General features: G+C 64.7%; 22 protein-coding genes and 1 tRNA gene. 8 read left to right on the top strand and 15 right to left on the bottom strand.

Annotation, left to right across the window (positions count from 1 at the left end; all coding sequences use genetic code 11):
• Positions 1–14: 14 nt before the first annotated feature.
• The 4 genes from FIU88_RS04900 to FIU88_RS04885 form a co-directional block, all read right to left on the bottom strand.
• Entirely contained in the window at positions 15–803 is a 789-nt protein-coding gene (locus FIU88_RS04900; protein ID WP_152478388.1) for an SDR family NAD(P)-dependent oxidoreductase, read from the bottom strand.
• Positions 800–2158, bottom strand: a complete 1359-nt coding sequence (locus FIU88_RS04895; protein ID WP_152478387.1) for an MFS transporter — start codon at positions 2156–2158, stop codon at positions 800–802. The genes FIU88_RS04900 and FIU88_RS04895 overlap by 4 nt, the downstream gene beginning before the upstream one ends.
• 59 nt (positions 2159–2217) lie before the next feature.
• Positions 2218–3099 carry a polysaccharide deacetylase gene (locus FIU88_RS04890; protein WP_152478386.1) on the bottom strand — a complete coding sequence of 294 codons (882 nt, stop codon included), beginning with the start codon at positions 3097–3099 and terminating at the stop codon, positions 2218–2220.
• Between the two features lie 556 nt (positions 3100–3655).
• The gene (locus tag FIU88_RS04885; protein WP_216647300.1) at positions 3656–4678 is read right to left on the bottom strand and encodes a GntR family transcriptional regulator; all 1023 of its coding nucleotides are present in this window, start codon (positions 4676–4678) and stop codon (positions 3656–3658) included.
• Between the two features lie 377 nt (positions 4679–5055).
• Between FIU88_RS04885 and FIU88_RS04880 the strand changes: the two genes are divergently transcribed.
• The 5 genes from FIU88_RS04880 to FIU88_RS19385 all read left to right on the top strand — a co-directional run bounded on the left by FIU88_RS04880 (position 5056) and on the right by FIU88_RS19385 (position 10673).
• Complete coding sequence (locus tag FIU88_RS04880) at positions 5056–6576, top strand: NCS1 family transporter (RefSeq protein ID WP_253742752.1); 1521 nt, start codon at positions 5056–5058, stop codon at positions 6574–6576.
• Between the two features lie 52 nt (positions 6577–6628).
• Entirely contained in the window at positions 6629–7975 is a 1347-nt protein-coding gene (locus FIU88_RS04875; protein ID WP_152478385.1) for an amidase family protein, read from the top strand.
• A gap of 55 nt (positions 7976–8030) precedes the next feature.
• Positions 8031–8333 (top strand): hypothetical protein, encoded by a 303-nt coding sequence (locus FIU88_RS04870; RefSeq protein WP_152478384.1) that lies wholly within the window; start codon positions 8031–8033, stop codon positions 8331–8333.
• An 80-nt stretch (positions 8334–8413) separates the two neighbouring features.
• Positions 8414–9457 carry a GTP-binding protein gene (locus FIU88_RS04865; protein ID WP_152478383.1) on the top strand — a complete coding sequence of 348 codons (1044 nt, stop codon included), beginning with the start codon at positions 8414–8416 and terminating at the stop codon, positions 9455–9457.
• Complete coding sequence (locus FIU88_RS19385; RefSeq protein WP_152478382.1) at positions 9450–10673, top strand: PotD/PotF family extracellular solute-binding protein; 1224 nt, start codon at positions 9450–9452, stop codon at positions 10671–10673. The genes FIU88_RS04865 and FIU88_RS19385 overlap by 8 nt, the downstream gene beginning before the upstream one ends.
• A 62-nt stretch (positions 10674–10735) precedes the next feature.
• On the opposite strand, the gene FIU88_RS04855 is transcribed toward FIU88_RS19385, so the two are convergent.
• The 5 genes from FIU88_RS04855 to FIU88_RS04835 form a co-directional block, all read right to left on the bottom strand.
• On the bottom strand, positions 10736–12523 hold the full coding sequence (locus tag FIU88_RS04855; protein WP_253742750.1) for an ABC transporter permease subunit: 1788 nt from the start codon (positions 12521–12523) through the stop codon (positions 10736–10738).
• Positions 12510–14093 (bottom strand): ABC transporter substrate-binding protein, encoded by a 1584-nt coding sequence (locus FIU88_RS04850; protein WP_253742745.1) that lies wholly within the window; start codon positions 14091–14093, stop codon positions 12510–12512. Before FIU88_RS04850 ends, FIU88_RS04855 begins: the two co-directional genes overlap by 14 nt.
• A complete protein-coding gene (locus tag FIU88_RS04845) occupies positions 14090–14977 on the bottom strand; it encodes an ABC transporter ATP-binding protein (RefSeq protein WP_152478381.1) in 888 nt (295 codons plus the stop codon). Before FIU88_RS04845 ends, FIU88_RS04850 begins: the two co-directional genes overlap by 4 nt.
• Positions 14978–14981: 4 nt before the next feature.
• A complete protein-coding gene (locus FIU88_RS04840) occupies positions 14982–15830 on the bottom strand; it encodes an ABC transporter ATP-binding protein (RefSeq protein ID WP_253742744.1) in 849 nt (282 codons plus the stop codon).
• A 166-nt stretch (positions 15831–15996) separates the two neighbouring features.
• Positions 15997–16935, bottom strand: coding sequence for a LysR substrate-binding domain-containing protein (locus FIU88_RS04835; RefSeq protein ID WP_152478380.1), 939 nt, complete (start codon positions 16933–16935; stop codon positions 15997–15999).
• Between the two features lie 155 nt (positions 16936–17090).
• Here FIU88_RS04835 and FIU88_RS04830 point away from each other — a divergent pair, with 155 nt between their 5' ends.
• A complete protein-coding gene (locus FIU88_RS04830) occupies positions 17091–17795 on the top strand; it encodes an SDR family oxidoreductase (protein WP_253742737.1) in 705 nt (234 codons plus the stop codon).
• 66 nt (positions 17796–17861) lie between these two features.
• Positions 17862–18545: a type 1 glutamine amidotransferase domain-containing protein gene (locus tag FIU88_RS04825; RefSeq protein WP_016855491.1), complete on the top strand. Its 684-nt coding sequence runs from the start codon at positions 17862–17864 to the stop codon at positions 18543–18545.
• A gap of 590 nt (positions 18546–19135) precedes the next feature.
• Here the strand turns inward: FIU88_RS04825 and FIU88_RS04820 are convergent.
• From FIU88_RS04820 to FIU88_RS04800, 5 genes are all read right to left on the bottom strand, one after another.
• Positions 19136–20197 carry a DUF5677 domain-containing protein gene (locus tag FIU88_RS04820; RefSeq protein ID WP_152478379.1) on the bottom strand — a complete coding sequence of 354 codons (1062 nt, stop codon included), beginning with the start codon at positions 20195–20197 and terminating at the stop codon, positions 19136–19138.
• A 296-nt stretch (positions 20198–20493) separates the two neighbouring features.
• A complete protein-coding gene (locus FIU88_RS04815; RefSeq protein ID WP_172977659.1) occupies positions 20494–22128 on the bottom strand; it encodes a DUF6119 family protein in 1635 nt (544 codons plus the stop codon).
• A gap of 138 nt (positions 22129–22266) precedes the next feature.
• Positions 22267–22587 (bottom strand): hypothetical protein, encoded by a 321-nt coding sequence (locus tag FIU88_RS04810; RefSeq protein ID WP_152478377.1) that lies wholly within the window; start codon positions 22585–22587, stop codon positions 22267–22269.
• 232 nt (positions 22588–22819) lie between these two features.
• Complete coding sequence (locus tag FIU88_RS04805; RefSeq protein ID WP_152478376.1) at positions 22820–23188, bottom strand: nucleotide pyrophosphohydrolase; 369 nt, start codon at positions 23186–23188, stop codon at positions 22820–22822.
• 273 nt (positions 23189–23461) lie between these two features.
• A tRNA-Ile gene (locus FIU88_RS04800) sits at positions 23462–23538 on the bottom strand.
• 126 nt (positions 23539–23664) lie between these two features.
• Here FIU88_RS04800 and FIU88_RS04795 point away from each other — a divergent pair.
• Complete coding sequence (locus FIU88_RS04795; protein ID WP_152478375.1) at positions 23665–24687, top strand: CNNM domain-containing protein; 1023 nt, start codon at positions 23665–23667, stop codon at positions 24685–24687.
• Here the strand turns inward: FIU88_RS04795 and FIU88_RS04790 are convergent.
• Positions 24665–25717: a hypothetical protein gene (locus FIU88_RS04790; protein ID WP_152478374.1), complete on the bottom strand. Its 1053-nt coding sequence runs from the start codon at positions 25715–25717 to the stop codon at positions 24665–24667. The genes FIU88_RS04795 and FIU88_RS04790 overlap by 23 nt on opposite strands.
• Positions 25718–26028 lie beyond the last annotated feature (311 nt).

Genomic DNA, 26028 nt, shown 5'->3' with positions numbered 1-26028 from the left:
AGGCTCCCTCTCCGTCAGCTCGGCCAGCGGACGGTCAGGCCGCCGTCGACGATCAGCTGCTGGCCGGTCACATAGGACGCGTCGTCGCTGGTGAGGAAGCGCACGGTGCGAGCGACCTCCTCGGCGCGCCCCACCCGCCCGGCGGGAATCTTCTCGCCGGCCGCCGCCAGGCCGTCTGGCCCCAGCGAGTTGACCGGGTCGAGCGACTGCGGCGTCTCGATCAGTCCCGGGATCAGGGTGTTGACGCGGATGCCGCGAGGCGCGAGCTCCACCGCCAGCGACTTGACCAGCCCCACCAGGCCGCTCTTGGCCGCCGCGTAGTGGGCATGATCGTCCCAGCCGTAGACGCCGCCGGCGATGGAGGACACGGCCACCATCGAGCCCGGCCCGGTCATCGCCCGGGAGGCGCTGCGGAACAGGCGCATCACGCCGGTAAGATCCACCGACAGCATGTCGTTCCAGTCCTCGTCGGAAAGCGCTTCCAGCGGCGACTGGCGCAGGATGCCGGCCGCGGCCACGGCGATATCCAGCCTACCGAAGGCCTCGATGGCCGCCTGGGCCAGCGCGTCGCACTGGGCGCCGTCGCGCACGTCCACCGCAACGGCGACGCACTCGCCGCCGGCTTCCTTCACCGCCTCGACGGTGGTCACGGCATCATGGGGATCGCCGGGATAGTAGCCGGCCACCACCTTGACGCCGGCCTTGGCGTAGCTGACCGCCAGGGCCTGACCGATGCCGCTGGCGGCACCGGAGATGATCGCGACCTTGCCGGCCAGGCCGTCGTCTCGTGTCAGATTGCTCATGCGGCTGCCTCCTCGAAGGCGTTCTGTTCATGGAGATCGACCTGGCGGGTGCCGAACATCAGCAGGCCACTGAGCACCAGCGGCAGGGAGCCGGCCAGGATCGCCGCCCAGGTCATGGTGACGCCGAGAGACAGCAGCACCGATACCAGGCCGGAGCCGATGATCGCGCCGACCGGTGCCATCACGTGGGCCACGTTGGCCCCGGTGCCACGCACGTGGGCCGGGAAGGACTCGCCCATGTAGAACAGGATCGCGGCGAACGGCCCCAGCAGGAAGAACAGGGTGATGGCGTACATCACGTAGACGAAGCCGTCGCTGGCCGGGCCGAGCAGCATCAGCAGGCTGGCGATGCCGCCGAGCAGGAAGCCCATCAGCACGGTGCTGCGACGGCCGATGCGATCGCCCAACCAGCCGTGGGTCAGGTAGCCGCCGAAGCCGACCGCGTTGGCCAGGATCAGCACGTACAGCGAGCTCTCGAAGCTGACGCCCTTGGCCTCCACCAGCACCGTGGTGCCGAGCACCGCGAAGACCTGGATCGCCATCCAGCTGAACAGCCAGACCAGCGACAGCGAGATGGTGTGACAGCGCAGCTCCGGCGTGAACACGCCCTTGAGGCCCTGGTTGTTGCCGGTGTTGATCTCGACGTCATGCTCGGCGGCGAGGCGTGCGGCGCCCTCGGCGTCACCCGCCTTGCGGCGACGCTCGATCTCCTTCATCGCGGCGAACACCGGCGACTCTGGCAGCTTGAGCGCCATCACGATGACGATGATCGAGGCACAGGCGGCGACGAAGAAGCTGCCGCGCCAGCCCATCACGGGCAACAGCAGCGAGGTCATGCCGGCGGCCAGCAGCGCGCCGACCGGCCAGCCGCTCTGCACCAGGCTGTACATGAAGCCGCGCCCCTTGGCCTTCTTGTAGATCTCGTTGAGGTAGACGGCGTTGACCACCTCCTCGGAGACCGCGAAGCCGGAGAAGGCGCGAATGATCACCATGGAGGCGGCGCCGATGGCGATCCCCGACAGCCCGGAGCTCATGGCCCCGCCGATCACCAGCAGGATCAGCGTCTTCTTGCGCCCGTAGCGGTCGAGCATGGTGCCGACCACCAGCGAGACGACGAACACCCCGATGGTGGCCCAGGTGTTGACCGCCGTGGCCTTGGCGGTGCTCCAGCCGAAGTCATCGGCGATCACCGGCAGCAGGGTGCCGAACAGGGTGTAGTCGTAGACCGACGCCACCCAGGCGATGAAGCAGACCAGCGAGGCATAGCCGATCTGTTTCTTGGTGATGACGGCATTCCATGGCTCGTCTGCGCTTGAGCGGGCCTCGGCGGGCCCGCGGGAGGTTGGCTCGGTCATCGACGTCACCCTCTTGTTATTCGTTTGTCGTTTTGTCGTGGTGTCGGGCTGGGCCGCGATCAGCCGCGCGGCTGGCGCTCGGCGAAGTCGTCGGCGATCTCGTCGAAGGTGCAGAAGCGCACGCCTTCATGGCTCTGCATGTATTCGATCAGGCGCTCGAGCATCATCAGGTTCTGCGGACGACCGCAGACATCCGGGTGGATGGTCATGGTGAAGACGGCATAGTCATTTTCGCGGTAGACCCAGTCGAACTGGTCCTGCCACATTTCGCCGAGATGGCGCGGGCTGACGAAGCCGTGGCTGTTGGGGGCCTTCTTGATGAACATCATCGGCGGCAGGTCGTCGAGGTACCAGTTGGCCGGAATCTCGATCAGGTCGGTCTCCTCGCCCCGCTCCAGCGGCTTCATCCACTCCTCGGCAGGCTTGGAGTAGTCGATCTTGGTCCAGGAGTCGCCGACGCGCACGTAGTAGGGGTGGAAATCGTTGTGCATCAGGCTGTGGTCGTACTTGATGCCCCGCTCGAGCAGCAGCTCGTTGGTCACCGGGCTGAACTCCCACCACGGCGCCACGTAGCCGGTCGGGCGCTTGCCGGACAGCTCGGTCACCAGCTCGATGCTGCGGTCGAGCACGTCGCGCTCCTGCTCGCGGGTCATGGCGATGGGGTTCTCGTGGCTGTAGCCATGCACGCCGACCTCGTGACCGGCATCGACCACCGCCTTCATCTGCTCGGGAAAGGTCTCGATGCTGTGCCCGGGGATGAACCAGGTGGTCTTGAGGTTATAGCGCTCGAACAGCTTGAGCAGGCGCGGCGCACCGACCTCGCCGGCAAACAGGCCGCGGGAGATGTCATCGGGGGAATCCTCGCCGCCGTACGAGCCGAGCCAGCCGGCGACGGCATCCACGTCGACACCAAATGCACAGAGAATCTCTTTCTTCGCCATCTTCGAACACCTCGTTATTGGGAATTGGTCCTGGTGTGCTTGCGGCGGGCGACGGCGATCGTCCGTCCGCATAATTTTGAAGACTGGATACAAAGGTCATTTTTGTCAATACAGGCCCCGGCGCCCCGACCGTCAACACGACGCCCACTCTCACGCCTCAAGCAGACGTCAAAACACAGACTTGGCCTTATAGACAGGAAGAAACACTGACTTTTAGCCGAAAGGCCACATCAATCACCCAAAATATTCATCGACGTCTTTTTTGCGGACAGACACCCATATCTTGCCAATCCGCGACAAACGTCATTTTTATCGGCGTGAATGAAGACCGGCACGGGGCGCCAGCCGGTCATGCCGGAGGAGCCCGTGCCGGCCCGACGGGCAAACGAAGGGCCCCGAACGGGCACAGACCGTGGGCCAAAGGCCCACACCAGAGCACGGAAGGAGAGAACGGGAAGGGGCGGAACAAGGAAGGGCGGCGCGACCGCACGGCGCACCCGGCAAGGCACCGGGAGGACGGCGGCGATCCGCCCGGCGGGTCAGGCGCGAAACGCCCTCAGGTGATCTTCACCAGGTAGGGCGGCAGGTCCGGCTCGGGGAAGACCGACAGCACCTTCAGCCGGCGCCGGGTGCGCTCGGCGGCGGCCTGGAGGTGCGACTGCAGGCTGGATGCCGCGGCATCGTAGGCGCCGAACGACAGGTGGTCGAGCACCAGCTTGTGCTCCATCAGCAGCGGCTCGTCCGGCGGCACGCCGAGCGTCTGGAAGAAGATGCGATTGACGATCACCGGCAGCTGGCTCTGGGCGATCATCTCGCGGGCCTTGCGATTGCGGTAGTGACGCAGGCAGCGCTGATGCAGGCCCTGCTCCAGCCTGAGGATGGCCGCGGCGCTCTGGCATTCGGGGTGATCGATCAGGTGCCGGACCTCGGCGCGCATCGCCTCGAGCTCGCCATGCTCCAGCAGCGGCCCGGACGCCTTCAGGGCCGCCGGTTCGAGCAGCACCCGAATCTCGTAGTCCTCGGCCACCGCCTGGGCCGTCAGCGGCCCGGCCAGCCAGTGGGAGTGGCGATCCTTCTCGATCAGCCGCTGATTGCGCAGGCGGCCCAGCACCTCCCTGGCCACCGTGCGGCTGACGCCATAGTGCTCGCTGAGCACCGTCTCGACGATGCGAAAATGACCGAAGGCCAGGCAGGTCGCCACGGCCTCCTCGACCTGCGCATAGATGCGCTCCGCCGCCGGCCGGGTATCCACGGCCGGGCGCTCGTCGATATCGAGCCCCAGCATCTCGGGCGTCAGCGGCTCACGGGTCGGCGTCACCGCATCGGGGTCCGGGGTCGCGAGGAAGCCGCGCCCCTCGAAGCGACTGATCAAGCCCTGCTCGTGCAGCAGCTCCAGCGCCTTGCGCACCGGGCCACGACTGGTACCGAACAGCCGTGCGATGGGCCCCTCGAGCAGGATCATGTTGGCCGGCAGACGCCGGGCCCGCATGGCCTCGCGCAAGGACGCCTCGATCATGACATAGCGAGGGGCGCGCCCCTCCTGTTGCTGCTTGTTGGAACTGCCTGCGTTCGCCAGCACCCGCTCCTCCCTGAAGTCATCGCCCCACAACGCCGTCTTCCCACTCGATGGGCGCCGTCATCCTCTGGCCATCGAGTGCCTCGGCGTCACAGGCGTATTTTGACACTTACCCCCGCCCCTTTCGATCCGACGAAAGATGCTCGCTGTCACCAAACACCATTCATCTATCGTCGCGAAAAACACCCCAATATTTTTTTCTCTTAAATGACGAGGCATTAGGAAGAGCGAGCGTTCGATTCCTATCTTACGGCGAAGAACCCCTTGGCAAAAAATGATTTTTGTATCCATACTACATTTAAGGCGCCCGGTGAGACCGGTTTCGCTCCGCCCGGCGCCGCACACCAACAACAAATGACCATCTCCTCAGGAGCGATCCCGTGGCCCAACCACACGACATCGGTGGCGCCTTCGCGCCTTCAAAGCCGGACACCGACCGGCAACACCTGCTCGAGGCCTCCATCCTGCCGGTCTGGCTCAACCAGCGAACCATCGGCTTCTTCGGCTTCATCTGGCTGTGGATCGGCATGGCGGTGATCATCGCCACCTTCCAGCTCGGCGCCGGCGGCGTCGCCGGCCTGCCGCTGCACCAGGTGGTGGCGATCATCTTCATCGCCAACCTGATGCTCGGCGTGGTGATGAGCCTCACGGCGGATATCGGCACCGAGCACGGGCTGTCCTTCGCCGTCTACCTGCGCGCGCCCTTCGGCCTCAAGGGCACCCACCTGCCCGCGGTGTCGCGCGGCGTGGTGGCCGCCATCTGGTTCGGCGTGCAGACCTATCTCGGCGCCCTGGCCCTCAACGGCATCGTCGAATACCTGTGGGGCCTGGATAACTGGATCCTGTGGTACGCCCTGTTCGCCGTGGTGCAGATCATCAACACCGCCCTCGGCATCCGCGCCGTGGAACTGCTGGCCTCCATCGCCGCCCCCTGCATCGTGGCGATCTCGGTGTGGATGTACTTCACCCTGGACGTGCTGGCCGAGACCCAGGGCATCAACATCTGGACCTTCGTCGGCGACCAGGACGTCGCCGCCCTGGGGCTGTTCTTCGCCAACATGGCCTTCTGGTCGGCGCTGGCGGTGGACATTCCCAACCTGACCCGCTTCCTGCGCGCCCCCGGCGGCGAACGCGGCTTCTTCCGCCGCAACCGCAACGTCTTCGTCGCCCAGTTCCTGGCGCTGCCCGCCACCCAGGCGTGGATCGCGCTGATCGGCGGCGTCTCCTTCATCGCCGCCGGCGACTGGAACCCGGTCACGGTCATCCAGGGACAGGGCGGCGGCCTGACCCTGATCGCGCTGCTGCTGATGGTGATCCTCGCCCAGTGGTCGACCAACAACGCCGCCAACCTGATCCCGGCCGCCCTGACCTTCGTCAACGCCGGCGCGCCGCGGGTCAGCTATCCGGTGGCACTGGTGATCGCCGGGGTGATCGGCACCGCCTCCATGCCGTGGCTGATCCTCGACAACCTGTTCACCTTCCTCAGCTACTACGGCGCGGTGCTGTCCGCGGTGGGCGGCATCATGGTGGCGGACTACTACCTGCTGCGCCGCCGCCGCCTCAACGTGCCGGCGCTGTTCGACACCGAGGGCCAGTTCCGCTTCATGAACGGCGTCAACCCGGCCGGCCTCATCGCCTGGATCGTCGGCGGCGGCCTGGCCCTGGTATTCCTCGAGTACGCCTATGCGGTCGGCTTCGTCACCGCCCTGGTGGTCTACGTGGTGCTGATGAAGGCCTGGATCCTGCGCCGCTATCCCCAGGAGGAGCTCGAGAGCGGCTTCGACGACCGCTTCCTCGCCACCTCGGTGGACCGCAACTGGGTCTACACCGAGCAGGGCCGCTTCGAGCGCCTGCGCACCGACGACATTCCGGCCTCCGCCCTCAAGCGCGAGGATCGCTAACGCGACCGCGGGCGTCGTCGCGACGGCGCCCGCCCATCTGGAGACACGGCCCATGGTTGCCTCCCCCCGAACCGCCCTCGCCCTCGGCGAAGCCATCCAGCGCGGCGACCTCGACCCGGTCGCCCTGGCCGAACGGACCCTGGAGAAGGCCCGCGAGAGCGACGCGGTGTTCATCTCGCTGACCCCGGAGCGCGCCCTGGCCGAGGCCGAGGCCGCCGCCCAGCGCCGCCGCCACGGCGCCGAGCTCGGCCCGCTGGACGGCGTGCCGCTGGCCTGGAAGGACCTGTTCGCCATGCGCGGCACCCTGACCACCGGCGGCAGCCGGGTGCTCGCCACGGCGCCCGACGAAGGCGACGCCCAGGCGGTTCGCCACGCGGCGAGCGCCGGGCTGATCAGCGTCGGCAAGACCAACCTGACCGAGCTGGCCTACTCGGGCCTCGGCCTGAACCCCCACTTCGGCACGCCCCACCACACGCCGGGCGATGGCGAGGCGCGCGCGCCGGGCGGCTCCAGCTCGGGCTCGGCCATCGCCGTGGCCCAGGGCATCGTGCCGGCCGCCATCGGCACCGACACCGCCGGCTCGCTGCGCGTACCCGCCGCCTTCAACGGCCTGACCTCCTATCGCCCGTCCCAGGCCCGCCATACCCGGGAAGGCGTCACCCCGCTGGCCGACAGCCTGGACACCATCGGCGTGATCGCCACCACGCTGCCGGACTGCCTGGCCATCGACGACGCCATGCGCGGCCGGCCGGTCGCGACACGCACGCCGGCCGACCCGGAGCGCGCGGTGATCGTGGTCGACGACGCCTGCCTAGAGGACCCGCGCGTCGAGCCCGCCGTGCGCGACAACCTCACGCGCGCCGCCGAGCGTTTCGCCGAGGCCGGCTTCCGGGTGGTCCATCGCCGGCTGGCGAGCGTCGGCGACACCCTCGCGCTGATCCAGCGGACCGGCTGGCTCGGCGCCGCCGAGGCCTACACCGAATATCGCGAGCTGCTGGCCCGGGACGAGGCCGAGCACATGGACCCGCGGGTCCGCCAGCGGCTGCTGGCGGCGCGGCACATGACGCCGGACGCCGTGGTGACGCTCTATCGCCGACGCCGGGCGCTGCAGGCCCGGCTGCGCCAGGAGCTGGCCGGCGCCGTGCTGCTGACCCCGACCGTGGCCCACGTCGCCCCGCCGTTGGGCCCGCTGGAGGCCGACCCCGAGCACTTCGCCACGGTCAACCTGGCCACGCTGCGACTGAGCATGGTGGCGAGCCTGCTGGATTCGCCGGCGGTCGCCCTGCCCAGCGGCACCGATGCCGAGGGCCAGCACACCAGCCTGCAGCTCAGCGCCCCCTGCGGCGACGACGAGGCGCTGCTGCAGGTGGCGCTGGCGGCCGGCGAGTGCCTGGCCTGAATGTCACCACACCGGGCCGGCCATGCCGCCGGCCCGCCCGAAGCGAGGAGGTTTTATGTGCGGACTATGCGGCGCCTTCGGCGGCGAGGACCACTGGAGCACCCAGATCGAGGATCCGGAGCAGGCCCACCACGCGCGGCGACGCGCCCGGGCCTACCGGGCGACGCTGATCAACCGCGTGCTCGGCATGCGGCGCCTGACCATCGAGGACTTCCAGGGCTCGAGCTTCGTGCTCGCCACGGCCACCGGCAAGCGCGAGATCGTCCAGGACCTGGGCGGCGTCTGGCGCCAGGCCGAGCAGATGACCGGCCGCGAGCTCGACCCCCTGGATCCGGCGTTCCTGGCGGCCCTGGCCTGACGTCGGGCCGCCCTTCCGATGCGCCTTTCTCTACCGTTCTCTACGCCTCTCACCCCCTGCCACCGGCGAGGAGCCGCCCCATGAACGACAAGACGCCCCTGCTGCCGGTTCACGTGATCTCCGGCTTCCTCGGTAGCGGCAAGACCACCCTGCTGAAGTCGGTGCTGGCCAGCGAGGCCTTCGGCGACAGCGCGGTGCTGATCAACGAGTTCGGCGACGTCGGCCTCGACGACCGACTGCTCGGCGAGATCGCCGAGGACGCGATACTGCTGGCCAGCGGCTGCGTCTGCTGCACCATCCGCGGCGAGCTGTCCGAGGCCCTGCGGCGCCTGCTGTCCCAGCGCCAGGACGGCACCATCCCGCCGTTCAAGCGCATCGTGCTGGAGACCACCGGCCTGGCCGATCCCGGCCCCATCGCCTCCACCATCACCGCCGATCCGGTGCTGCGCCATCACCTGCGCCCGGGCACCAACCTGACGCTGGTCGACGCCGTCAACGCCGAGGCCAGCCAGCAGCAACACCCGGTGTGGGCGTCCCAGGTGGCGGTGGCCGACACCCTGGTGATCAGCAAGACCGACCTGGTCGACGACGAGGCCGTCGCGGCGCTTCGCCAGCGGCTCGCCGGCCTCAACCCGGCGGCCCGCTGCCTGGGCCCCGAGGCGCTGGACCAGCCGAGCGACGCCCTGTTCACCGCCGGCCCGCACCTGCAGCGCTTCGGCCCGGCCGCGGCGACGGCCTGGCTCGGCCCCTGGACGCCATCGGCACGGCCCGCCGACAGCGGGCATCTCGGCGACGTGCACGCGTTTCGCCTGGGGCTCGAGGGCGAGGTGGACTGGAGCTGCTTCGGCCTGTGGCTGTCGATGCTGCTCAACCGCCACGGCGCCGACATCATGCGCGTCAAGGGCGTGCTGCACGTCAGGGACGACCCGCGCCCGGTGGTGCTCCACGGCGTGCAGCACACCATCCATCCCCCGGAGCACATGGAGACCTGGCCCGACGACGAACGCCGCTCGGAGCTGATCTTCATCACCCGTGGTATCGACGCCGGCCGCGTGGCAGACTCGCTGAGTACCTTCATGGCCGCCGTGAGCGACCATCCCAGCCCCAGGATCCTGCATGCCTGAACCCGTCTCCGTCACCGAACCGGCCGCGCCCTACGTGCAGCGCGGCCCCGTCAACCTGCGCGTGCTCGGCACCTCGGTCACGCTGCTGGAGAGCATCCGCCAGCGCGCCCGCGAGGACCTGGGCATCCGCCTGACCTTCGAGGTGCTCGACGGCGTCGCGGCCCAGCGCGCGGGCGTGCTGGCACCGGGCAGCTTCGACATCTACGACCAGTGGTTCCACAACGTCGACCTGGTGTGGCCGGCCAACGCCATCCAGCCCATCGACATCGCGCGGATCACCCACTGGGACCAGATCAACAACCTGCCCAAGACCGGGCGCCTCACGGCCCATGCGCCGCTGGGCGCCGGCAGCAACCCGGTCGACCGCCTCTACGTCCAGCCCGACGGCAGCCTCGGCGCGCGGCCCAGCGAGCGCATCACCATGCTGCCGGTCAGCCACAACGCCGACAGCTTCGGCTATCGGCTGGACATGCTGCCGGAGGGGCTCTCCCCCGACCGCGAGAGCTGGGGCTGGCTGCTCGACCCGCGCTGGCGCGGCATGGTCAGCCTGCAGAACGACAGCGCCATCGGCGCCATCGATGCGGCCATGGCCGCCAAGGCGATGGGGCTGGTCGACTTCGAGGACCTCGGCAACCTCAGCGTGGCGGAGATCGACCGCCTCATCGACTGCCTGATCGAGCTCAAGCGCCAGCAGCACTTCCGCGCCTTCTGGAGCAACCAGGACCAGGCCTCCTCGGACATGGTGCGCGGCCGGGTCGGCATCGAGAGCCTCTGGTCGCCGGCCATGACCGACCTCAAGCAGCGCCAGATCAAGGTGCGCATGGCCTCGCCCCGGGAAGGCTATCGCGCCTGGTACGGCGGCATCTCGATCTCGCGCCACGTCGAGGGGCGCACGCTGGACGCGGCCTACGACTACCTCAACTGGTGGCTCTCCGGCTGGCCCGGCGCGGTGATGGCGCGCCAGGGCTATTACATCTCCACTCCCGAGCTGACGCGCCCGCATCTCTCCGCGGCCGAGTGGGACTACTGGTACGCCGGCAAGCCGGCCTCGGAGGATCTCGCCGGGCCTTCCGGCTATTCCGGCATGATCCACCGCGGCGAGATCCGCGACGGCGGCGACTACCAGACCCGCATGAGCCGCATCGCGGTATGGAACACCGTGATGGACGAGCACAACTACCTGGTCAGGCGCTGGAACGACTTCATGTCGGCCTGACACCGGCCTGACAACGGAAAGACGAATGAGCGGGCGCCCGGCCACCCCGGGCGCCCGCCCCGTCATGCCCCGCCGGCCTCGCGCCCGCGCCACAGGCCGGAGAGCGAGACCGCCAGGATCGACATCAGCACCAGCGCCAGCGACGGCACCAGCACCGCCCAGGGCGCGCGCTCCAGGTAGGGCATGCTGTCGGCGAGCAGAAGCCCCCATTCCGGGGCCGGCGGCCGCGGGCCGAGCCCGAGGAAACCCAGGGCGGCCAGCGCCAGCGCGGTGCCCGGCAGGCGCAGCATGGCGTGGCGGAACACCGGCCCGACCAGCGCGGGCAGCAAGTAGCGCGACAGCAGCCGCCAGCGCCCCACGCCGAGCACCGGGGTGATGCGCACGTGCGGCTGGGCCAGGGTCTCGCTGACCAGCGCCGAGGTGTGCGCCGCCAGCGGCGCCCAGCTCACCGCCGTCACCGCGATCACCGCGCCGGCGGCGCTCGGCCCCATCAGGCCGGCCACGATCAGCCCGGCGATCACCGGCGGCGTGGCGTTGGTGACCTCGATGGGCCCGGCCGCCAGCCGCGGCATCAGCCCGATCGCGAGCCCCAGCACGAAGGTGACCAGCACCGTGGCCAGCGCCATGCCCATGGTGGAGAGCGCGCCGTGGCTGACCCGCGCGAGGATGTCGCGGCCGATGCCGTCGGCGCCCAGCGGCAGCCCCGCCCCCGGCGGCTGCAGGCGCAGGTAGGCCGAGGTCATCGGATCGCGGGCGAGCCCCGCCAGCACGATCGTCAGCAGCAGCGCCGCCGCCACCGCCGGCACGATCCAGCGCCGGCGGCCACCGGGGGCCACCGGGGCCGCCACCGGCACCGCGCCGGCGCGCATCGCCCGGCCCAGCAGCAGCGAGCGGCCGAGGTTGGCCAGCCCGCCCAGCGCCACGGCGATGGCCAGCAGGATCAGGATGCCGGTCTGCAGCGCCGGCAGGTCCTGGGCGGAGGCCGCCCCCAGCGTGGCCCGGCCGAGGCCGGGAATCGAGAACACCTGCTCGACGGCGATCGCCCCGCCGGTCAGGCCCACCACCACCAGCCCCACCTGGGGCATCAGGCTCGGCAGGGTGCGCTTCAGCGCGGCCAGCGCCAGGCGCCGCCGCGAGAAGCCCGCCATGTGCCAGGTCGCGACCCAGCGCTCGGCGAAGGCCGAGGTCAGGCCGTCGCTGAACAGCCGCCCCAGCAGGCCGCCGGCCGGCAGCCCCAGCGACAGCGCCGGCAGCACCAGGTGGCGCCACTCGCCCCAGCCATAGGGCGGCAGCCAGCGCAGCCAGGCGGCGAACACCACCAGCAGCAGCGCCGCGAGCAAAAACTCCGGCAGCGCCGTGACGGCCGCGGCCATCGCGCCCGAGCTCGGCGCCGGACGACCGTCGAGCCCACGCCGCAGGGCCGGCAGGCAGACCGGCAGCGCGGTGGAAAGCGCGACGACCAGCGCCGCCGCCATCAGCGCAAGCGACACCCCGGCCGCCTGCAGCAGGCCCGGCAGCACCGGGGTACCGGAGATCCAGGAGGTGCCGGCATCGCCGTCCAGCAGGCCGCCGACCCAGTGGCCGAGCGTCTCGAGCGGCCCCATGGCCAGGCCCAGCTGCTCGCGGATGGCATCGAGTGCCTCCGGGGTCGGGTTCTGGTCGCCGGCCCGGGCGCGCAGGATGCTGAGCGCCGGGTCGCGCCCCGAGAGCCACGGCAGCAGGCCCACCAGCACCACCACGCCGCCGAGGGTGAGCAGCCGCGACAGGGTCGGCAGCAGCGCGCCCCACGCGATCGACGGGCCGCGCAACGAGGGTCGCGCCGACGGGCTCGCGCCCTTACTCGGCGCCATCGTCGATGAACCGGGTGTGCTCGTTGATCAGCTCGCGCTCGCGGGGGTCGCGCACGGCGCCGGCGACGCGGGTGGCCTCGCCCTGGATGACCCGCTCGTGGAGCATCGGCACCGCGGCATCGGTGGCGAGGATCGCCGCCTCGGCGTCGATGATCGCCTGACGGCGCTGCGGCCCCGGCTCCAGGTCGGCGGCCTTCTCCAGCGCCGCCTCGACCTCGGCATCGCACAGCTGGGCGATGTTGAAGGAGCCCTCGCAGGCGAAGTCGCTGACCATGTAGGCCACCGGGTCGCCGGAGTCGAGCATGGTCGCCCGGGACAGGATGAAGGCGTCGAACTCTCCGGCCAGCATGTCCGCCTCGATGTGCGCGTACTGGCGCACCTCCTGCTGGACGTCGAAGCCCGCGGCCTCGAGCTGCTGCTCCAGCAGCACCGCGACCTCGGGCAGCTCGGCGCGGTCGGTGAAGGTGCCCAGGGTGATGGCGACGCCCTCCGGGTCCGCGGCCTCGGGCCGCCCCTGCACCGGCGTGCGCAGCCCGTCGGCCCACTGCAGCGCCGGGCCCAGCAGGCCGTTGGCGATGTCGGCGCGATTCTCGTAGACGGTGCGCACGATGGCCTCGCGGTCGAGCGCCTCGTGCGCCGCCGCCCGCAGCGCCGGGTCCGCCAGCGGCCCGGACTCGGTGTTGAGGTACAGGGTGTTGGTGCGCGGCATCGGCACCTCGTGGATCAGCTCGGGGTCGATCAGCGCGACCTGAGACACCGGCACCGCCTCGACCACGTCGGCCTCGCCGGTGCGCAGCGCCGCACCGCGGGCCGTGCCGTCCGGCACGTAGTCGGCATCGATGCCGGCGAGCTCGGCGCGCTCGCCCCAGTAGCCCTCGAAGCGGTCGAGGCGCGCGCTCTGGGTGCCGTTGATCTCCTCGAGCACGAAGGGCCCGGTGCCGGCCTCGATCGGGTTGACGGTGCCGTCATCGCGGTAGGCCCGCTCGGCGAGGATCGCCAGCTGCGGGCTGGACAGGCGATTGGGCACCAGCGGATCGGCCTCGGCGGTGCGCACGATCACCGCCCCGTCGCCGTCGGCCTCGATCGTCATGTCCACACCGTCGAGGATGCGCGGCTTGGGCGCGGCGTTCGTGGCGGCGGTCAGCGAGGCCACCACGCGCTCGGCGGTCAGCGGCGTGCCGTCGTGGAAGGCCACGTCGTCTCGGATCGCGAAGCGCCAGCGGTACGGGTCGAGCCGCTCCCACTCGGTGGCCAGGAAGGGCTCGGGGCTGCCGTCGTCATCGAGGCGGATCAGCGTCTCGGCGGTGCTCCAGCGCGACAGCTTGAAGGCATCGTCGGTCAGCGGGTTCAGCCCGGAGCGCGGCGGCTGCAGCATGGCGACCCTGAGGCGCCGCTCGCCGGCATCGGCGGTCTCGGTGGCGCTCTCGCCGACGGTCTCGCCGGCATTCTCGGTGGAGGCCGACTCCTCCTGCTGGCAGCCGGCCAGCAGGGCCAGGGCGAAAAGGCTCAGCGACAGCGGCGCCAGGGGAAACGGCAAGTCACGGCGAAGGGACAAGGGGCGAAGGCTCAAGGGGCTAGCTCCTGGGAACGATGGGCCGGCGTGGCGGCGGAAAGGGAACCGGGGGTAAGAGACGTCGGAGGAAGATCCTGGCCCGGCAGCATGGCCGCGGCCCGGATCAGCGCCGCCGTGCGCTCGTGCGCCGGCGCGCGGAACAGCGCCTCGGTGGGGCGGTCCTCGATGATCGCGCCGTCGTCCAGCACCAGGGTGCGCTGGCACAGCCGGCAGACCACCGAGAGGTCATGGGAGATCAGCAGCAGGCCGATGCCGGCCTCGTGATGCAGCGTCTTCAGCACCCGGGTCACCTGGGCCTGGAGCGGCAGGTCGAGGCCGCTGAGCGGCTCGTCGGCCAGCAGCAGCCGCGGGCGCACGGCCATGGCCCGGGCGATGGCCACCCGCTGGGCCTGGCCACCGGAGAGCTCGGCCGGGCGACGCATCAGATAGCCGCCGTCCAGGCCGACCTGCTCCAGTGCCTCGCCCACCCGCACCTCGTGCGGGCCCTCGATGCCCAGCCGCACCAGCGGCTCGCGGATCAGCTCGCCGACGCGCATGCGCGGGTCCAGCGAGGCCGCCGGATCCTGGGGGATGACCTGCACCACGCGGCGATACCAGCGCAGCGCGCGCGCCGAGCCCGGCGCGATGCGCCGCCCCCGGCAGACGATCTCGCCGCCGTCGGCCCGGGTCAGGCCGAGCATCAGGTTCAAGAGCGTCGACTTGCCGGCGCCGGACACCCCGGCCAGGCCGATCAGCTCGCCGGGGTAGAGGCGAAAGTCGATGTCGCGCAGGGTGTGGCGCCAGTCGCGGCCGCCCCACCAGCGCCGCGGCCCGGGCATGCGCTTGCCGACCCCGGAGACCCGCAGCAGCGAGCCGTCGTCGTTGAGTTCGGGCATCGTCATGGGCCTACCCTGCCGCCCGAAGACGCGGCGCTTCCATCCGACGCGGCGGCTCGTCCGGCGCCTGGAGGCGTTCGCGGTGGCCCAGCGCCGCGACCAGCTCGCGGGAGAAGCGGTGACGCGGCGCGGCGATGATGTCGGCCAGCCGACCGCTCTCCACCAGCCGGCCCTGATCGAGGATCAGCGCACGCTCGCACAGCCGCGAGGCGGCGGCCATGTCGTGGGAGATGAACAGCAGCGCGGGCGTGTCGGCGGTGCCGGTGGTCTCGCGCAGCAGCGCCAGCACCTCGGCCTGGGTCAGCACGTCGAGCGCCGTGGTGGGCTCGTCGGCGACGATCAGCGACGGCCGGCAGGCCAGCGCCAGCGCCAGGCAGGCCCGCTGACGCTGGCCGCCGGAGAGCTCCGCCGGCGAACGCCGCATGACCCGCTCGGGCTCGGCGAGGTTCATCCGCCCCAGCAGCGCGACGGCCGCCTGCTGCGCCTCGCGGCGGGAGAGCCCCTGGAAGCGCCGGAAGGGCTCACGCAGCTGGACGCCCACGCTGACCAGCGGGTTGAGCGCGGCCTGGGTGTTCTGGAACACCATGCCGGCACGGGCCTGCGAAGGCCGCCGAGTCGCGCGCACCCCGCCGACCTCGAGGCCGTTGAGGCGGATGGCGCCGTCGATGCGGGCCGCGGGCGGCGTCAGGCCGAGGATCGCCCCGGCGGTGAGCGACTTGCCGGAGCCCGACGGGCCGATCAGGCAGACCCGCTCGCCCGGCCGGACGGCGAACGAGAGGCCGTCCACCACCGGCCGCTGGCCGAGCCGGATGCGCAGGTCGTCCACCCCGAGAACGGGGGCGTATGCCGGTGATGTCACGTCATGCTCCTGTCTCGCCGCTCGCGAAGGGCGGAAGGTTATAACATAACGTGTTGCAGAAACACCATCCGCGGGCTCGCATGACGCGCACCTTCATCGCGATGTCGCCACGCCGGCCCGGGTCGGCGCGAGCGACGGATCAACCGCCGAGATGATCGATACGCCCTTACGTCAGCGCGCCCCGGTCAGGAAGCGTGCGACAGCACGCGATGATCTGTTCGCGCAGCCAGCGATGTGCCGGGTCCTTCTGATAGCGGCGATGCCAGCTGAGATGGAAGGGAAAGGCGTCGAAGGCCACCGGGGGCGCCACCGGCGTCACGCCGAACTGGCGCCGGAAGTGCTGGCAGAGCCCCGTGGGCAGGCTGGCGATCAGCGAGGAACGCTCCAGCAGCGCGGGCACCGCCATGAAGTAGGTCACGGCCAACGCCACCTCTCGCCTCAAGCCCTGGCCCTCGAGCTGCTTGAAGATGCCGCTTTTCAGGCGCGCATGGGGCTGCACCAGGACATGGGCATAGCGCTCGAAATCGTCCCTGGTCATCTGCCCATTGCCTTCCAGCCGCTCCAGCAGCGGGTGCCCGTTGCCGACCAGACACTCGATCCCCTCGCGGATGACCTCGCGCACGACCAGATTATCGGGAGGATCGACCTGGCGCCCGAACGCCAGATCGGTCGTGCCGCTCATGACGCCGGCCTCGCTCATGTCCTGTGACAGGCGACGCACCTGCAGGGTGATTCCCGGCGCCTGCTCGCGCAGGACCCCGGCCAGCGCGGGCAGAATCAGCACTTCGAAATAGTCGTTGGCCGCGATCTCGAAATGGCGCTGCTCGGTGGCCGGTGAAAAGTCCCGCTCGCTGGTAATCAGGCCATCCAGATCGGTCAACGCTGCCTCGATGACGGGAAAGAGGTGGTCGGCCTTCTCTGTCGGACGCATGCGCTGGCGGTCGCGGATGAACAACGGGTCGTTGAACAGCTCGCGCAGGCGACCCAAGGCAGCGCTCACCGACGGCTGGCTGAGATGCAGGCGTTCTCCCGCGCGGGTGACGTTCTGCTCCAGGTACAACGCATGGAAGGTCCGCAGCAGGTTGAGGTCGTAGTTGAGTTTCATCCGGGGCACTCACGGCAGCGTCTGAGGTGGCGGCGATCCACCGGCTATTTGCCTCAATAATAGTGCGTATACGCACTATCGATTATGGCGATGTTCGAGCAGAGGTTACCGTGACACCAGACGTGAACGCAGCACTCGACTCACAGGAGCCCATCATGACAGGGGGACAGATGACAGACACTGCCAGCGAAAAGATCGTACTGATTACCGGTGCCTCCAGCGGCATTGGCGAGGCCACCGCGCGCACGCTGGTGGAGGCCGGCCACAGGGTGGTCGTCACGGCGCGCCGCGAGGAGCGTCTTGCCGCCCTGGCGGAGGAGCTGGGTCACGACAAGGTACTGGCCATTGCCGCCGATGCCACCGACTACGATCAGATGGCGGACGTCGTGGCGCGCGCGGTAGCCCACTACGGCCACCTGGACGTTGCCTTCGCCAACGCCGGCACCGGCATCAGCCAACCGGGTACGGAACAGGGCGACCCGGAGGAGTGGAAGCGCGTCATCGATATCAACATCAACGCGCTGCTGTGGACCGCTCACGCCACCCTGCCCCACCTGAGAGCGCGCCAGGGGCATTTCATCCTCACCAGCTCGGTGGCGGGGCGTGACACCCATGCGGGGTCGATCTACAGCTCAAGCAAGTGGTTCGCCTACGGCTTTGGCCAGAACCTGGCGCTGGAAATGGCCGAGTGGCAGGGCCGCTGCACCACCATCACCCCGGGCATGGTCAACACGCCCTTCTTCGACCAGCCCAAGCCGGACAAGCTGCACCCGCAGGACGTTGCCGACGCCGTGCTGTACGCCATCAGTGCGGCGCCGCGGGCCAATATTCGCGAAGTGCACCTGATGCCGACGCGCTAGACGAAGCCTGCGCGTCACCCCCATCATCGAGCCTGCGGATGATTCCGCACGAGACAGGAGAGCCCCATGAGCAAGGTACTGGTTGTTGTCACCTCCCACGATACCCTGGGAGACACTGGCAAGAAGACAGGCTTCTGGCTGGAAGAGCTGGCAGCGCCCTACTACGTGCTGAAGGACGCCGGTGTCGAGGTCACCCTGGCGTCTCCCCAGGGCGGAAAGCCTCCGCTCGACCCGGCCAGTGAAGGCGAAGACTTCCAGACAGACGCCACTCGCCGCTTCGACCAGGACGAGCACGCCCAGCGTGACCTGGCCAACACCGCGGTGCTGTCCGAGATGAAGGTCGAGGATTTCGATGCCATCTTCTACCCGGGCGGCCATGGTCCGCTGTGGGACCTGACCCATGATGCGGACTCCATTCGCCTGATCGAGCAGTTCCACGCCGCCGGCAAGCCCGTCAGTGCGGTCTGCCACGCGCCTGCGGTGCTGCTGAAGGCGAAGAAGGCGGATGGCACGCCCTTCGTCGACGGCGTGCGCGTCACCGGCTTCACCAATGGCGAGGAAGACGCCGTCGGCCTCACCGAGATCGTGCCGTTCCTGGTGGAAGACAGCCTGCAGCAGCAGGGTGGCCTGTACGAGAAGAAGGCCGACTTCACCGCCTTCGCGATTCAGGATGGGTTGGTCATCACCGGCCAGAACCCGATGTCCTCCGAGGGCGTCGCCGAGCTGTTGCTCGACAGCCTGAAGGCATAAGGCCCGCTAGCCGAAGATTCGAAGGCCCCCACGATATCGATGGGCCGATATCGTGGGGGGCCGGGCCACCCTCCGCATCATTCGTCACCGGCTTCGCGCCGGTGACCCTCTTCATCGATGCCTGACTGGGCCTGCGGAGCACGGCCTGACGCCACCCCTCACATCTCTGGTCGTTCGAGACCGGCCCCATGCACGAAGGGGTTCACAAGTGTGACTCCGCAATTCGCGGATCAAGGTGGTGTACCCGTAGGGCTTGAACCTGCGACCAGGGGGGTTATGAGTTAGCCCCAAGGCGTGCCACTATTTGCCAACATCAGCAATATCAAGGCGTTGCAAAGACACTTATACGCCTATGCCGACCTTCATGTGTCTGCGCTGTCGACAGCATGTAGACACCGTGCAAGTAGGTTTTAAGAAAAATAAAATTATGCCACCAAGTGTTATGAAATCGGATTAAAAGCGTTAAACTTGAAACAGCCACCTACCCCAACCAACCCTATTGACGCTTTACTGACACACTCGATAATCAAGCTATCACTTTATCACTAATATGAAAAAAGCTCTAAAGCAGATAACGCTTAAAAATCCGATCAATCAATATCGGCATACTTCTCAGAACAACTAATCTCTAAGGCCAACTGAGAAAGGCTGTCTGCGTATTTCGTGAGAACATTTATCATAACAATTGAATCAGTATCAGAAAACTCAACAAGACATGAAGAAACTACGTTAACCAACGATAAGCAAGTGCAATTTATGGGCTCGACCATTCCATGAGAACTTTGCCCCACTAAATAGGACTCATGGCCATAAAACTTCCCCAACCCAAGATTGGCAAAATTCTCCTTGGAAGGGGCATGATTCTTCTCACAAGCCCATTCATAATAGGGCCTATAATGCTCTAGACCTGCAACTTTCTCCAACTTGGCAAAGGTGATTCTTGTCTTTTTAGGCCAACCCTCCTCCTTAAATACTGGCCTTGCCCACTCATAATCACTTTGCCTTTCGCAGTTTTCACCTAAGACTTTTGCCGCTTCATCTCTAAGCACTTTTAGCTTTTCTATATCACTTTCGGGTATTGGGTCGTGGTTAAGTCTCTCATGGAATTCATTATAATTAATCGCCCTCTTGTAATTCATCACGCTTTCGTGAAGAATGAATCTTTCAGCTGCATCGGAGTTTCTTGATATTACTACACAAGCAGTTCCTATCTCATGCAAGGTCCTCCATCGCGCAAAAGCACCGTCAGCATAACCGCTTTCCAGTAGCGCCTGAATCTCTCTTGCAACTAGTATCGATTTTGCATGAAGCTGCTTTAAAGCTCTAAATTGAAAACTGCCTTCCTCTTCTGCGGAATCCTTATTGGCCTTACTATAATAGACTACAATCTCAAAACAAAGCTCGATGTAACCTTCAAACTTCTCAAAAACCTCACGCCATTTTTTTACAACCCTCTCTCCAAACTCAGATCTTTGTCTTAGCGCTTCCCCATAATACTCTTTTGAGTAATGCAAATACTTCTCTGAAAGAGTTATTGAAAATTCTTCAACAGCTTCAAGAAAAGCATCCTCCCCTACCTCGCTTATAAAATCCTCACCATATTCTTTCTTCATCATTGCGTGCAAGCTACCAAATTCGTAAAAACCCTCCATCACACACCTCTTGCTCTTATACAAACAATTAGAGAAACATTAAATCTTGACCAAGGCTTATCACTACTTACCAATACAAAATATCAACATATTACAATCTTTCTTGCGCACCTTTAGTGGCCTTGCTGTGGTCGTATTGTATTCACAATTTAGTAAACCTCCAGATTGGAAGCTATTCCAAGTTGATACAATAACAAGCTTTAACACTTAAACGGAGTAAAAAACAAGGGCATTTGAAGCTTTTCAACAGCTGCAAACACCCTAGGCCACGCTTTAAAAATAACTATACAGCCTCATTAATTTTTACCTTTTCTTTTTTTAGCTTTTGGCTTTGGGTCGCTCTTGGGTTTTGATATCCAAGAAAAGGCTACATTATACCCCATTAACTCCAACTGCTTAGCTGCTTGCTTAAATGTCACCAAACTAAAGAACGGCAACTTAGGTTCTACTCCAGTACCGATAACTGCATAAACAACCTTGAAATCACTGGCAGAAAACTTCTCAATGTTTTTAGCAAAAACTTCCGAGAACCCCTCTCTAGCAGTTTCTTCCTCTGCGATCTTCATTTTTGCATGATATTTGTTTCTGAAAGGCTCATCCATTACTAACACTGTTCCAGAAACCACGCCCTGACTAAAAAGATGACTTAACCTTGAAGACTCGGCTTTATTCTTAACATGAATTAAGCAGCTTTCTTTCGTAAAGAAATCACATGCCTCAATAGTATCTTTAGAGCCTGTTGGTGTTACTAACCTCCTATCCATGCACAGATGTTCATTACTCGTATCTCTCAACCTTGCATTATAAACTTCTTCATTATCATCCTTTTTCCCCAAGGGCATTGCATATTTTTCCACCCTTTCAAAGAAATTATTTACATCATCAGCTAAAACCTGATCTATTTGATACCACTTGCCACCTGAGAGAACATATTTTCTTCCATCTAATTCCTGTTGAGCAGAGAGGCAATGAAGCATCGGCCATTTATTACCAATGTTTTTCCCAGCATCATCCACTTCATTAACAGTATGGGATCTCAAGAAATCAAAATAATAATCCTCGACACCTACATCTCTTAGCGCCTCAAAATAGGATTCTGCTTCCAAATCAGGGAAAAGCTCTTTACTGCCAAAGCCTTTAAACATTATATCCGTGGTTTTCTCAGGATCATATATTGCAGGATAAGCCAAAGATATATCAATTTCCCCCTCATCCTTTAAAGTTTTATCCATGCTATCTACTAGACTTCTCTCCAGTCTACCTAATAGTTCAGCATCTCTCACATGGCGTATGTAATCAACCCACTCGAAATGTTCTTTATAATCATCTTTCTTATAGTAATCATATGCTTCCCTACAAACTCTTGGCAACTCTGAAGCTTTCACCTTCCTCGTTAGCGATAATGAATCAGCCCCTGCGACTCTAGATCCGAACCCTTCCAACTTGGGTATACCAGCTAGCCCTCGCACAATATCTCGTTCAGCATCAATGGAGAAGATATTCTGATCAGCGCTTCTGCTTGCCTGGCTTCTTCTAGAAACAGTGTTCTCGTCTGGTGTTCTTAAATCAGCACTCCTCAGTCTTTGATGATTAACTGAGTTGAGAACAACTTTTAGCCCAAAATCTTCCTCAAAGCATGTTGGTTCTAGCTTTACATGGCCAAGCCCAAAGGTTAGCCCAAACCATCTTTCTCTGGTTCTCAAGAAAACAATGCCGCAAGCCGACCAATTTACCAAAAGTTCAGCTTGATCTGCATTTAACTCTAAGAAGTTGGCCCACTTAGGATTGCCACCTCCTATACTAGTGATTGCTATCTTAGATCCTTTTATTGCCTCCCAACTTTGAAGCTGAACTCCCTCCCTCAGAGATTGCTCTGGCGCTACACCTTCTTTCAACAGCCTGATCGTTAACTTTTGAGTCTTCTTATTCATAACTTCCCTGCGTCTTAATTGCATCCAAAGCGTATTGCCGACTTAGCTTACATACTTAATGTATTTTTTAACACCCCCCTATCTCTCTAATCACCTTAAAGATTAAAAATCAGCTCAAAACCAATAGGAGAAAAATATTTAAAACCAGCCATTCACACCAAACAGTTGCATGATACCTCTGGCAGGCCTAGACAAAAAATCGACAAACCCTGGCATTAGGTTAACCATAAAAGAAATCAATAAGAGCGAAAAAATAAAGCCTGAGAGAAAACTATAACCATCAATCTTTCTTGATTTCATCCAGCTCCATCGGCTTCTCCGGCTTTTAGGGGGCTTTTTAGGCTTGTCACCGTCATTTTCTCCGAACTCATATGACCGGCGATAGGTGTCATTCTTATCGAACCTGTTTTCCCGCTTTTTGCGATCTTCCCAGTAGTAGTCCCGATCCTGCATTCCCATCACGACTCCCTCCGCGTTGCCCTTGCGATGCTCAAGGCCGACCTCCTATCCCTGGCGCCTTCCGCCCTGGTACCACCTGGCCGCTGCCTTTCCGGCTAGTCGGTATCCGTCCCTGTCTGCTTGAGCGTCTTCCGCGCCTTCTCGATCTCCGGGCTGATCTGCCCTGCTTCTTCGATCACCAGTTCATTCATCAGCCACCTCGTGAACGCCGGCCACCAGCAGCAGACCCAACTCAATTCGTTTCACCATCGGCGTAATGTGTGTACTTTTTAGCACTTCCCCGCACCCGATCTGAAGGGTATTTCGCCGCGTTTTTGTCCATCTTCGCCCGGCATGCCGATTCGATATCCACGTCCAGCTTGCCCGCCAGCCGGATCAGGTAGAGCTGCACATCGGCAATTTCGTCGCGCACGGCGGCCAGTTGCTGCTCGTCCAGCTCCCTGGACTGCGCCTCGGTCCGCCACTGGAAGCACTCCTGCAGCTCCGCCGCCTCCACCGTCAGCGCCATGGCCAGGTTCTTGGGCGAGTGGAACTGATCCCAGTCGCGCTCGGTGGCGAACTGGTCCATGGCGTCATGGAGCTGCTTGAACGGGTCTGACATGGGGTACTCGCCTGGCTCTACGGTATCGGATATCCGTGAGCATGCCTGCTCTACCGCTCGCCATCCAGCCGGCATCGGCATAGGCGGCCATCCCGCTTGAACGCGAGTTCAGGGAAGGCCTGTAAGAACGGCGTGTTGCTCGGTGAGTCATCACCGGCCGGTCACGGACGCGAGCCGTCACAGGCCTGAGGCGAGGCTTGCGAAGTGCGACGTGTGTATAGAAGAGATGGAAGTACGGGGAGGGGGCACTGAATGCTGGATAATAGAAGAGGATGGTGGGCCCAGTAGGACTTGAACCTACGACCAAGGGATTATGAGTCCCCTGCTCTAACCAACTGAGCTATAGGCCCTTATCAGCGGCTGCGTATGATAGCGAAAGCCGAGAGACAAGGCCATAGCCGCTGGCCTTGCGAGGGGGCGATGGCTCGGGAGAAGATGCCCAGGCTCGACCCTCCTTGGCCACTAGAAGAGACCCCATGTTCCTGCTGATCGGCTTCGCAGTCCTTTCCATCGGCGTTTCCTTTCTCTGCTCGCTGCTCGAGGCGGCGCTGCTCTCCACCACCCCGAGCTACGTGGCCCAGCTACGCGAGACGAAGCCCAGGCTGCACGCGCGGCTCAATCGCCTGAAGCAGAACATCGATCAGCCGCTGGCCGCCATCCTCACCCTGAACACCATCGCCCATACGGTGGGGGCCACCGGCGTCGGCGCCCAGGTCACGGTGGTGTTCGGCGAGGCGTGGCTGGGGGTGGCCTCGGCGCTGATGACACTGTTGATCCTGTTCGTCTCCGAGATCATCCCCAAGACCATCGGCGCCACTTACTGGCGGCAGCTCGCCGGCACGCTGACCACCACGCTCGATGCGATGATCTGGTGCCTCAAGCCCTTCATCTGGATGTCCGAGCAGATCACCAAGCGGATCGGCAAGGACGCCATGGACACCGACATGCGCGGCGAGATCAAGGCGCTGGCCCAGATCGGTCAGGAGGAGAAGGCGCTGGACCCGGAAGAGACGCGCGTCATCGTCAACATCCTCAACCTGCACGATATCCCCGTGAAGGACGTGATGACCCCGCGCACCGTCTCGGTGACGGTGAAGGCCGGCATGACGGTGAAGGCGTTCGACGACGAGCTGGGCCACTCGCCCTTCACGCGCTTCCCGGTGATGGATGGCGGCGAGCAGGCGCTGGGCTACATCCACAAGGCCGACACCTACCAGGCCGACGACGATGTCGACCTCAAGTCGCTGATGCACTCGGTGCCGACCATTCAGGCCGAGGACAACGTCGAGCAGGTGTTCACCATGATGGTACTGGGCCGTCAGCACCTGTGCGTGGTGTACGACGATCTCGGCACCTGGGTCGGCCTCATCACCCTGGAAGACATCATCGAGACGATCCTCGGCCAGGACATCGTCGACGAGACCGACAACGTGGCGAACCTGCGCAAGTACGCCCGCCAGCGCTGGACCAAGCAGCTCAAGAAGCAGGAATCGCCGTGAGCTCCAGTATCGTGTAGGGCGCCTCGCAGGCGTGGCGTTCGTCGCGCTCGTCCACGCTGCCGAGCTCGAGGTTGCGGTCGTTGTCGTAGGCCACGAACAGCCGCTCGCGGTCGAGCACGGCCAGGCCCTCGGCCTTGTGCTCGAACTCCAGCGCTTCCCCTTCGGGCGTGGTCACCAGCCGCGGCGTCACGCCGTCGCGGAATTCCTCCAGGCCGAGCTCCCACAGGTAGCCGCCGATGCGCTCCCGGCCGCCCTCCTCGACCTCGAAGCTGGTCAGGAAGTAGAGCCGGGCGTGGTAGGGATCGTACTCCAGGCTCGAGAGCCCGCACTCGAAGCGCACGCCGTCCTGCTCGTGGGGCACGAAGCGGAAGTGCTCGCGCAGGGCGTCGATGAACTCGATGTTGCCGCCGTCGGTGATCTGGTAGTGCGCGCCGACCACGCGGCTGACGTACGCGAAGTCGTCGTGGGCGTTGCCCTGCTCGCGCACGCCGAACAGCAGCAGGCCGTCGCCGCGCTCGCCGGGCACCGTGGCCAGCCCCTCGAGCTTGTAGTAGGGGTAGCCGATGGCGAGGTTGAGCTTGCGCCGCAGCTCCAGCGAGCCTTCCACGCCGTCGCGCGGGTCCGGGTCCACCACCTGCACCGCCTCGGGTTCGCCGAGCGGCCAGATCAGCAGGTGGTTGTAGTCGTTCAGCCCGTGGCCCTGCTCCTCGATGCGGTCGAAGCCGGTCACCGCCAGCACGTGGCGGCCGTCGGTGGTCAGCGCGAAGTCCTCGTACTTCACCGCCTGCTGCAGGCGCGCGGCGGAGAGGTATTCCAGTTGCGCGTCGTCCGGGCCCTCGGGCGTCAGCGGCAGGGCGAAGACCGCGGAGCGCTCGTCGCCGGGCACCGGCTTGTCGCTGGCCATCAACAGCCGCTCGCCGTCATACAGCACGGCGGAGATCTCGGCGTTGACGAGCTCGCCGGCCTCGTCGCGCAGGCCGGCGGGGAAGCAGTGGATCGTGCCTTGCTGAAGAATCCGGGCTTGGGCCATGGGTCGGTCTCCGTCGGAAAATGTCGAGCCCGCTCAGGCTAGTACGCCCGACGGTCCTCACGCGATACGACACCGCCCGCGCGGGTTCGTCTCCTTGTTCGCTGCGCATTTTCTGCACGGGCTTCCCTCTTCTCTATTCCCTCCCCCCCTCTTCCCTCCCCCCTCTTCCCTCCCCCGTGTCCGCCCATCCACCGCCGCTTGAATAAAAAAATTCTTATTCACGGTTCAGTTCCGCGCCTCGCCTGCGTCATCACTCCTGCACATATCATTAATGATAAAGATTTGTATTCGTAAGGGAGCATTGTCTCGTG

The sequence above is a fragment of the Halomonas sp. THAF12 genome (assembly GCF_009363675.1).
In the GTDB taxonomy this organism is placed as follows: domain Bacteria; phylum Pseudomonadota; class Gammaproteobacteria; order Pseudomonadales; family Halomonadaceae; genus Halomonas; species Halomonas smyrnensis.
The sequence above is the reverse complement of the archived record's forward strand: the minus strand, read 5'-3'. Positions and strand labels throughout refer to the sequence as shown.

Bases quoted from the DNA above. Each gene is read 5' to 3' on its own strand.
- FIU88_RS04855 (WP_253742750.1), bottom strand. From the start codon at position 12,523: ATGGCGCCGAGTAAGGGCGCGAGCCCGTCGGCGCGACCCTCGTTGCGC.
- FIU88_RS04875 (WP_152478385.1), top strand. From the start codon at position 6,629: ATGGTTGCCTCCCCCCGAACCGCCCTCGCCCTCGGCGAAGCCATCCAG.
- FIU88_RS04790 (WP_152478374.1), bottom strand. From the start codon at position 25,717: ATGGCCCAAGCCCGGATTCTTCAGCAAGGCACGATCCACTGCTTCCCC.
- FIU88_RS04870 (WP_152478384.1), top strand. From the start codon at position 8,031: ATGTGCGGACTATGCGGCGCCTTCGGCGGCGAGGACCACTGGAGCACC.
- FIU88_RS04805 (WP_152478376.1), bottom strand. From the start codon at position 23,188: ATGTCAGACCCGTTCAAGCAGCTCCATGACGCCATGGACCAGTTCGCC.
- FIU88_RS19385 (WP_152478382.1), top strand. From the start codon at position 9,450: ATGCCTGAACCCGTCTCCGTCACCGAACCGGCCGCGCCCTACGTGCAG.
- FIU88_RS04900 (WP_152478388.1), bottom strand. From the start codon at position 803: ATGAGCAATCTGACACGAGACGACGGCCTGGCCGGCAAGGTCGCGATC.
- FIU88_RS04835 (WP_152478380.1), bottom strand. From the start codon at position 16,935: ATGAAACTCAACTACGACCTCAACCTGCTGCGGACCTTCCATGCGTTG.
- FIU88_RS04815 (WP_172977659.1), bottom strand. From the start codon at position 22,128: ATGAATAAGAAGACTCAAAAGTTAACGATCAGGCTGTTGAAAGAAGGT.
- FIU88_RS04825 (WP_016855491.1), top strand. From the start codon at position 17,862: ATGAGCAAGGTACTGGTTGTTGTCACCTCCCACGATACCCTGGGAGAC.
- FIU88_RS04895 (WP_152478387.1), bottom strand. From the start codon at position 2,158: ATGACCGAGCCAACCTCCCGCGGGCCCGCCGAGGCCCGCTCAAGCGCA.
- FIU88_RS04810 (WP_152478377.1), bottom strand. From the start codon at position 22,587: ATGGGAATGCAGGATCGGGACTACTACTGGGAAGATCGCAAAAAGCGG.
- FIU88_RS04795 (WP_152478375.1), top strand. From the start codon at position 23,665: ATGTTCCTGCTGATCGGCTTCGCAGTCCTTTCCATCGGCGTTTCCTTT.
- FIU88_RS04830 (WP_253742737.1), top strand. From the start codon at position 17,091: ATGACAGGGGGACAGATGACAGACACTGCCAGCGAAAAGATCGTACTG.
- FIU88_RS04890 (WP_152478386.1), bottom strand. From the start codon at position 3,099: ATGGCGAAGAAAGAGATTCTCTGTGCATTTGGTGTCGACGTGGATGCC.
- FIU88_RS04865 (WP_152478383.1), top strand. From the start codon at position 8,414: ATGAACGACAAGACGCCCCTGCTGCCGGTTCACGTGATCTCCGGCTTC.
- FIU88_RS04820 (WP_152478379.1), bottom strand. From the start codon at position 20,197: ATGGAGGGTTTTTACGAATTTGGTAGCTTGCACGCAATGATGAAGAAA.
- FIU88_RS04845 (WP_152478381.1), bottom strand. From the start codon at position 14,977: ATGACGATGCCCGAACTCAACGACGACGGCTCGCTGCTGCGGGTCTCC.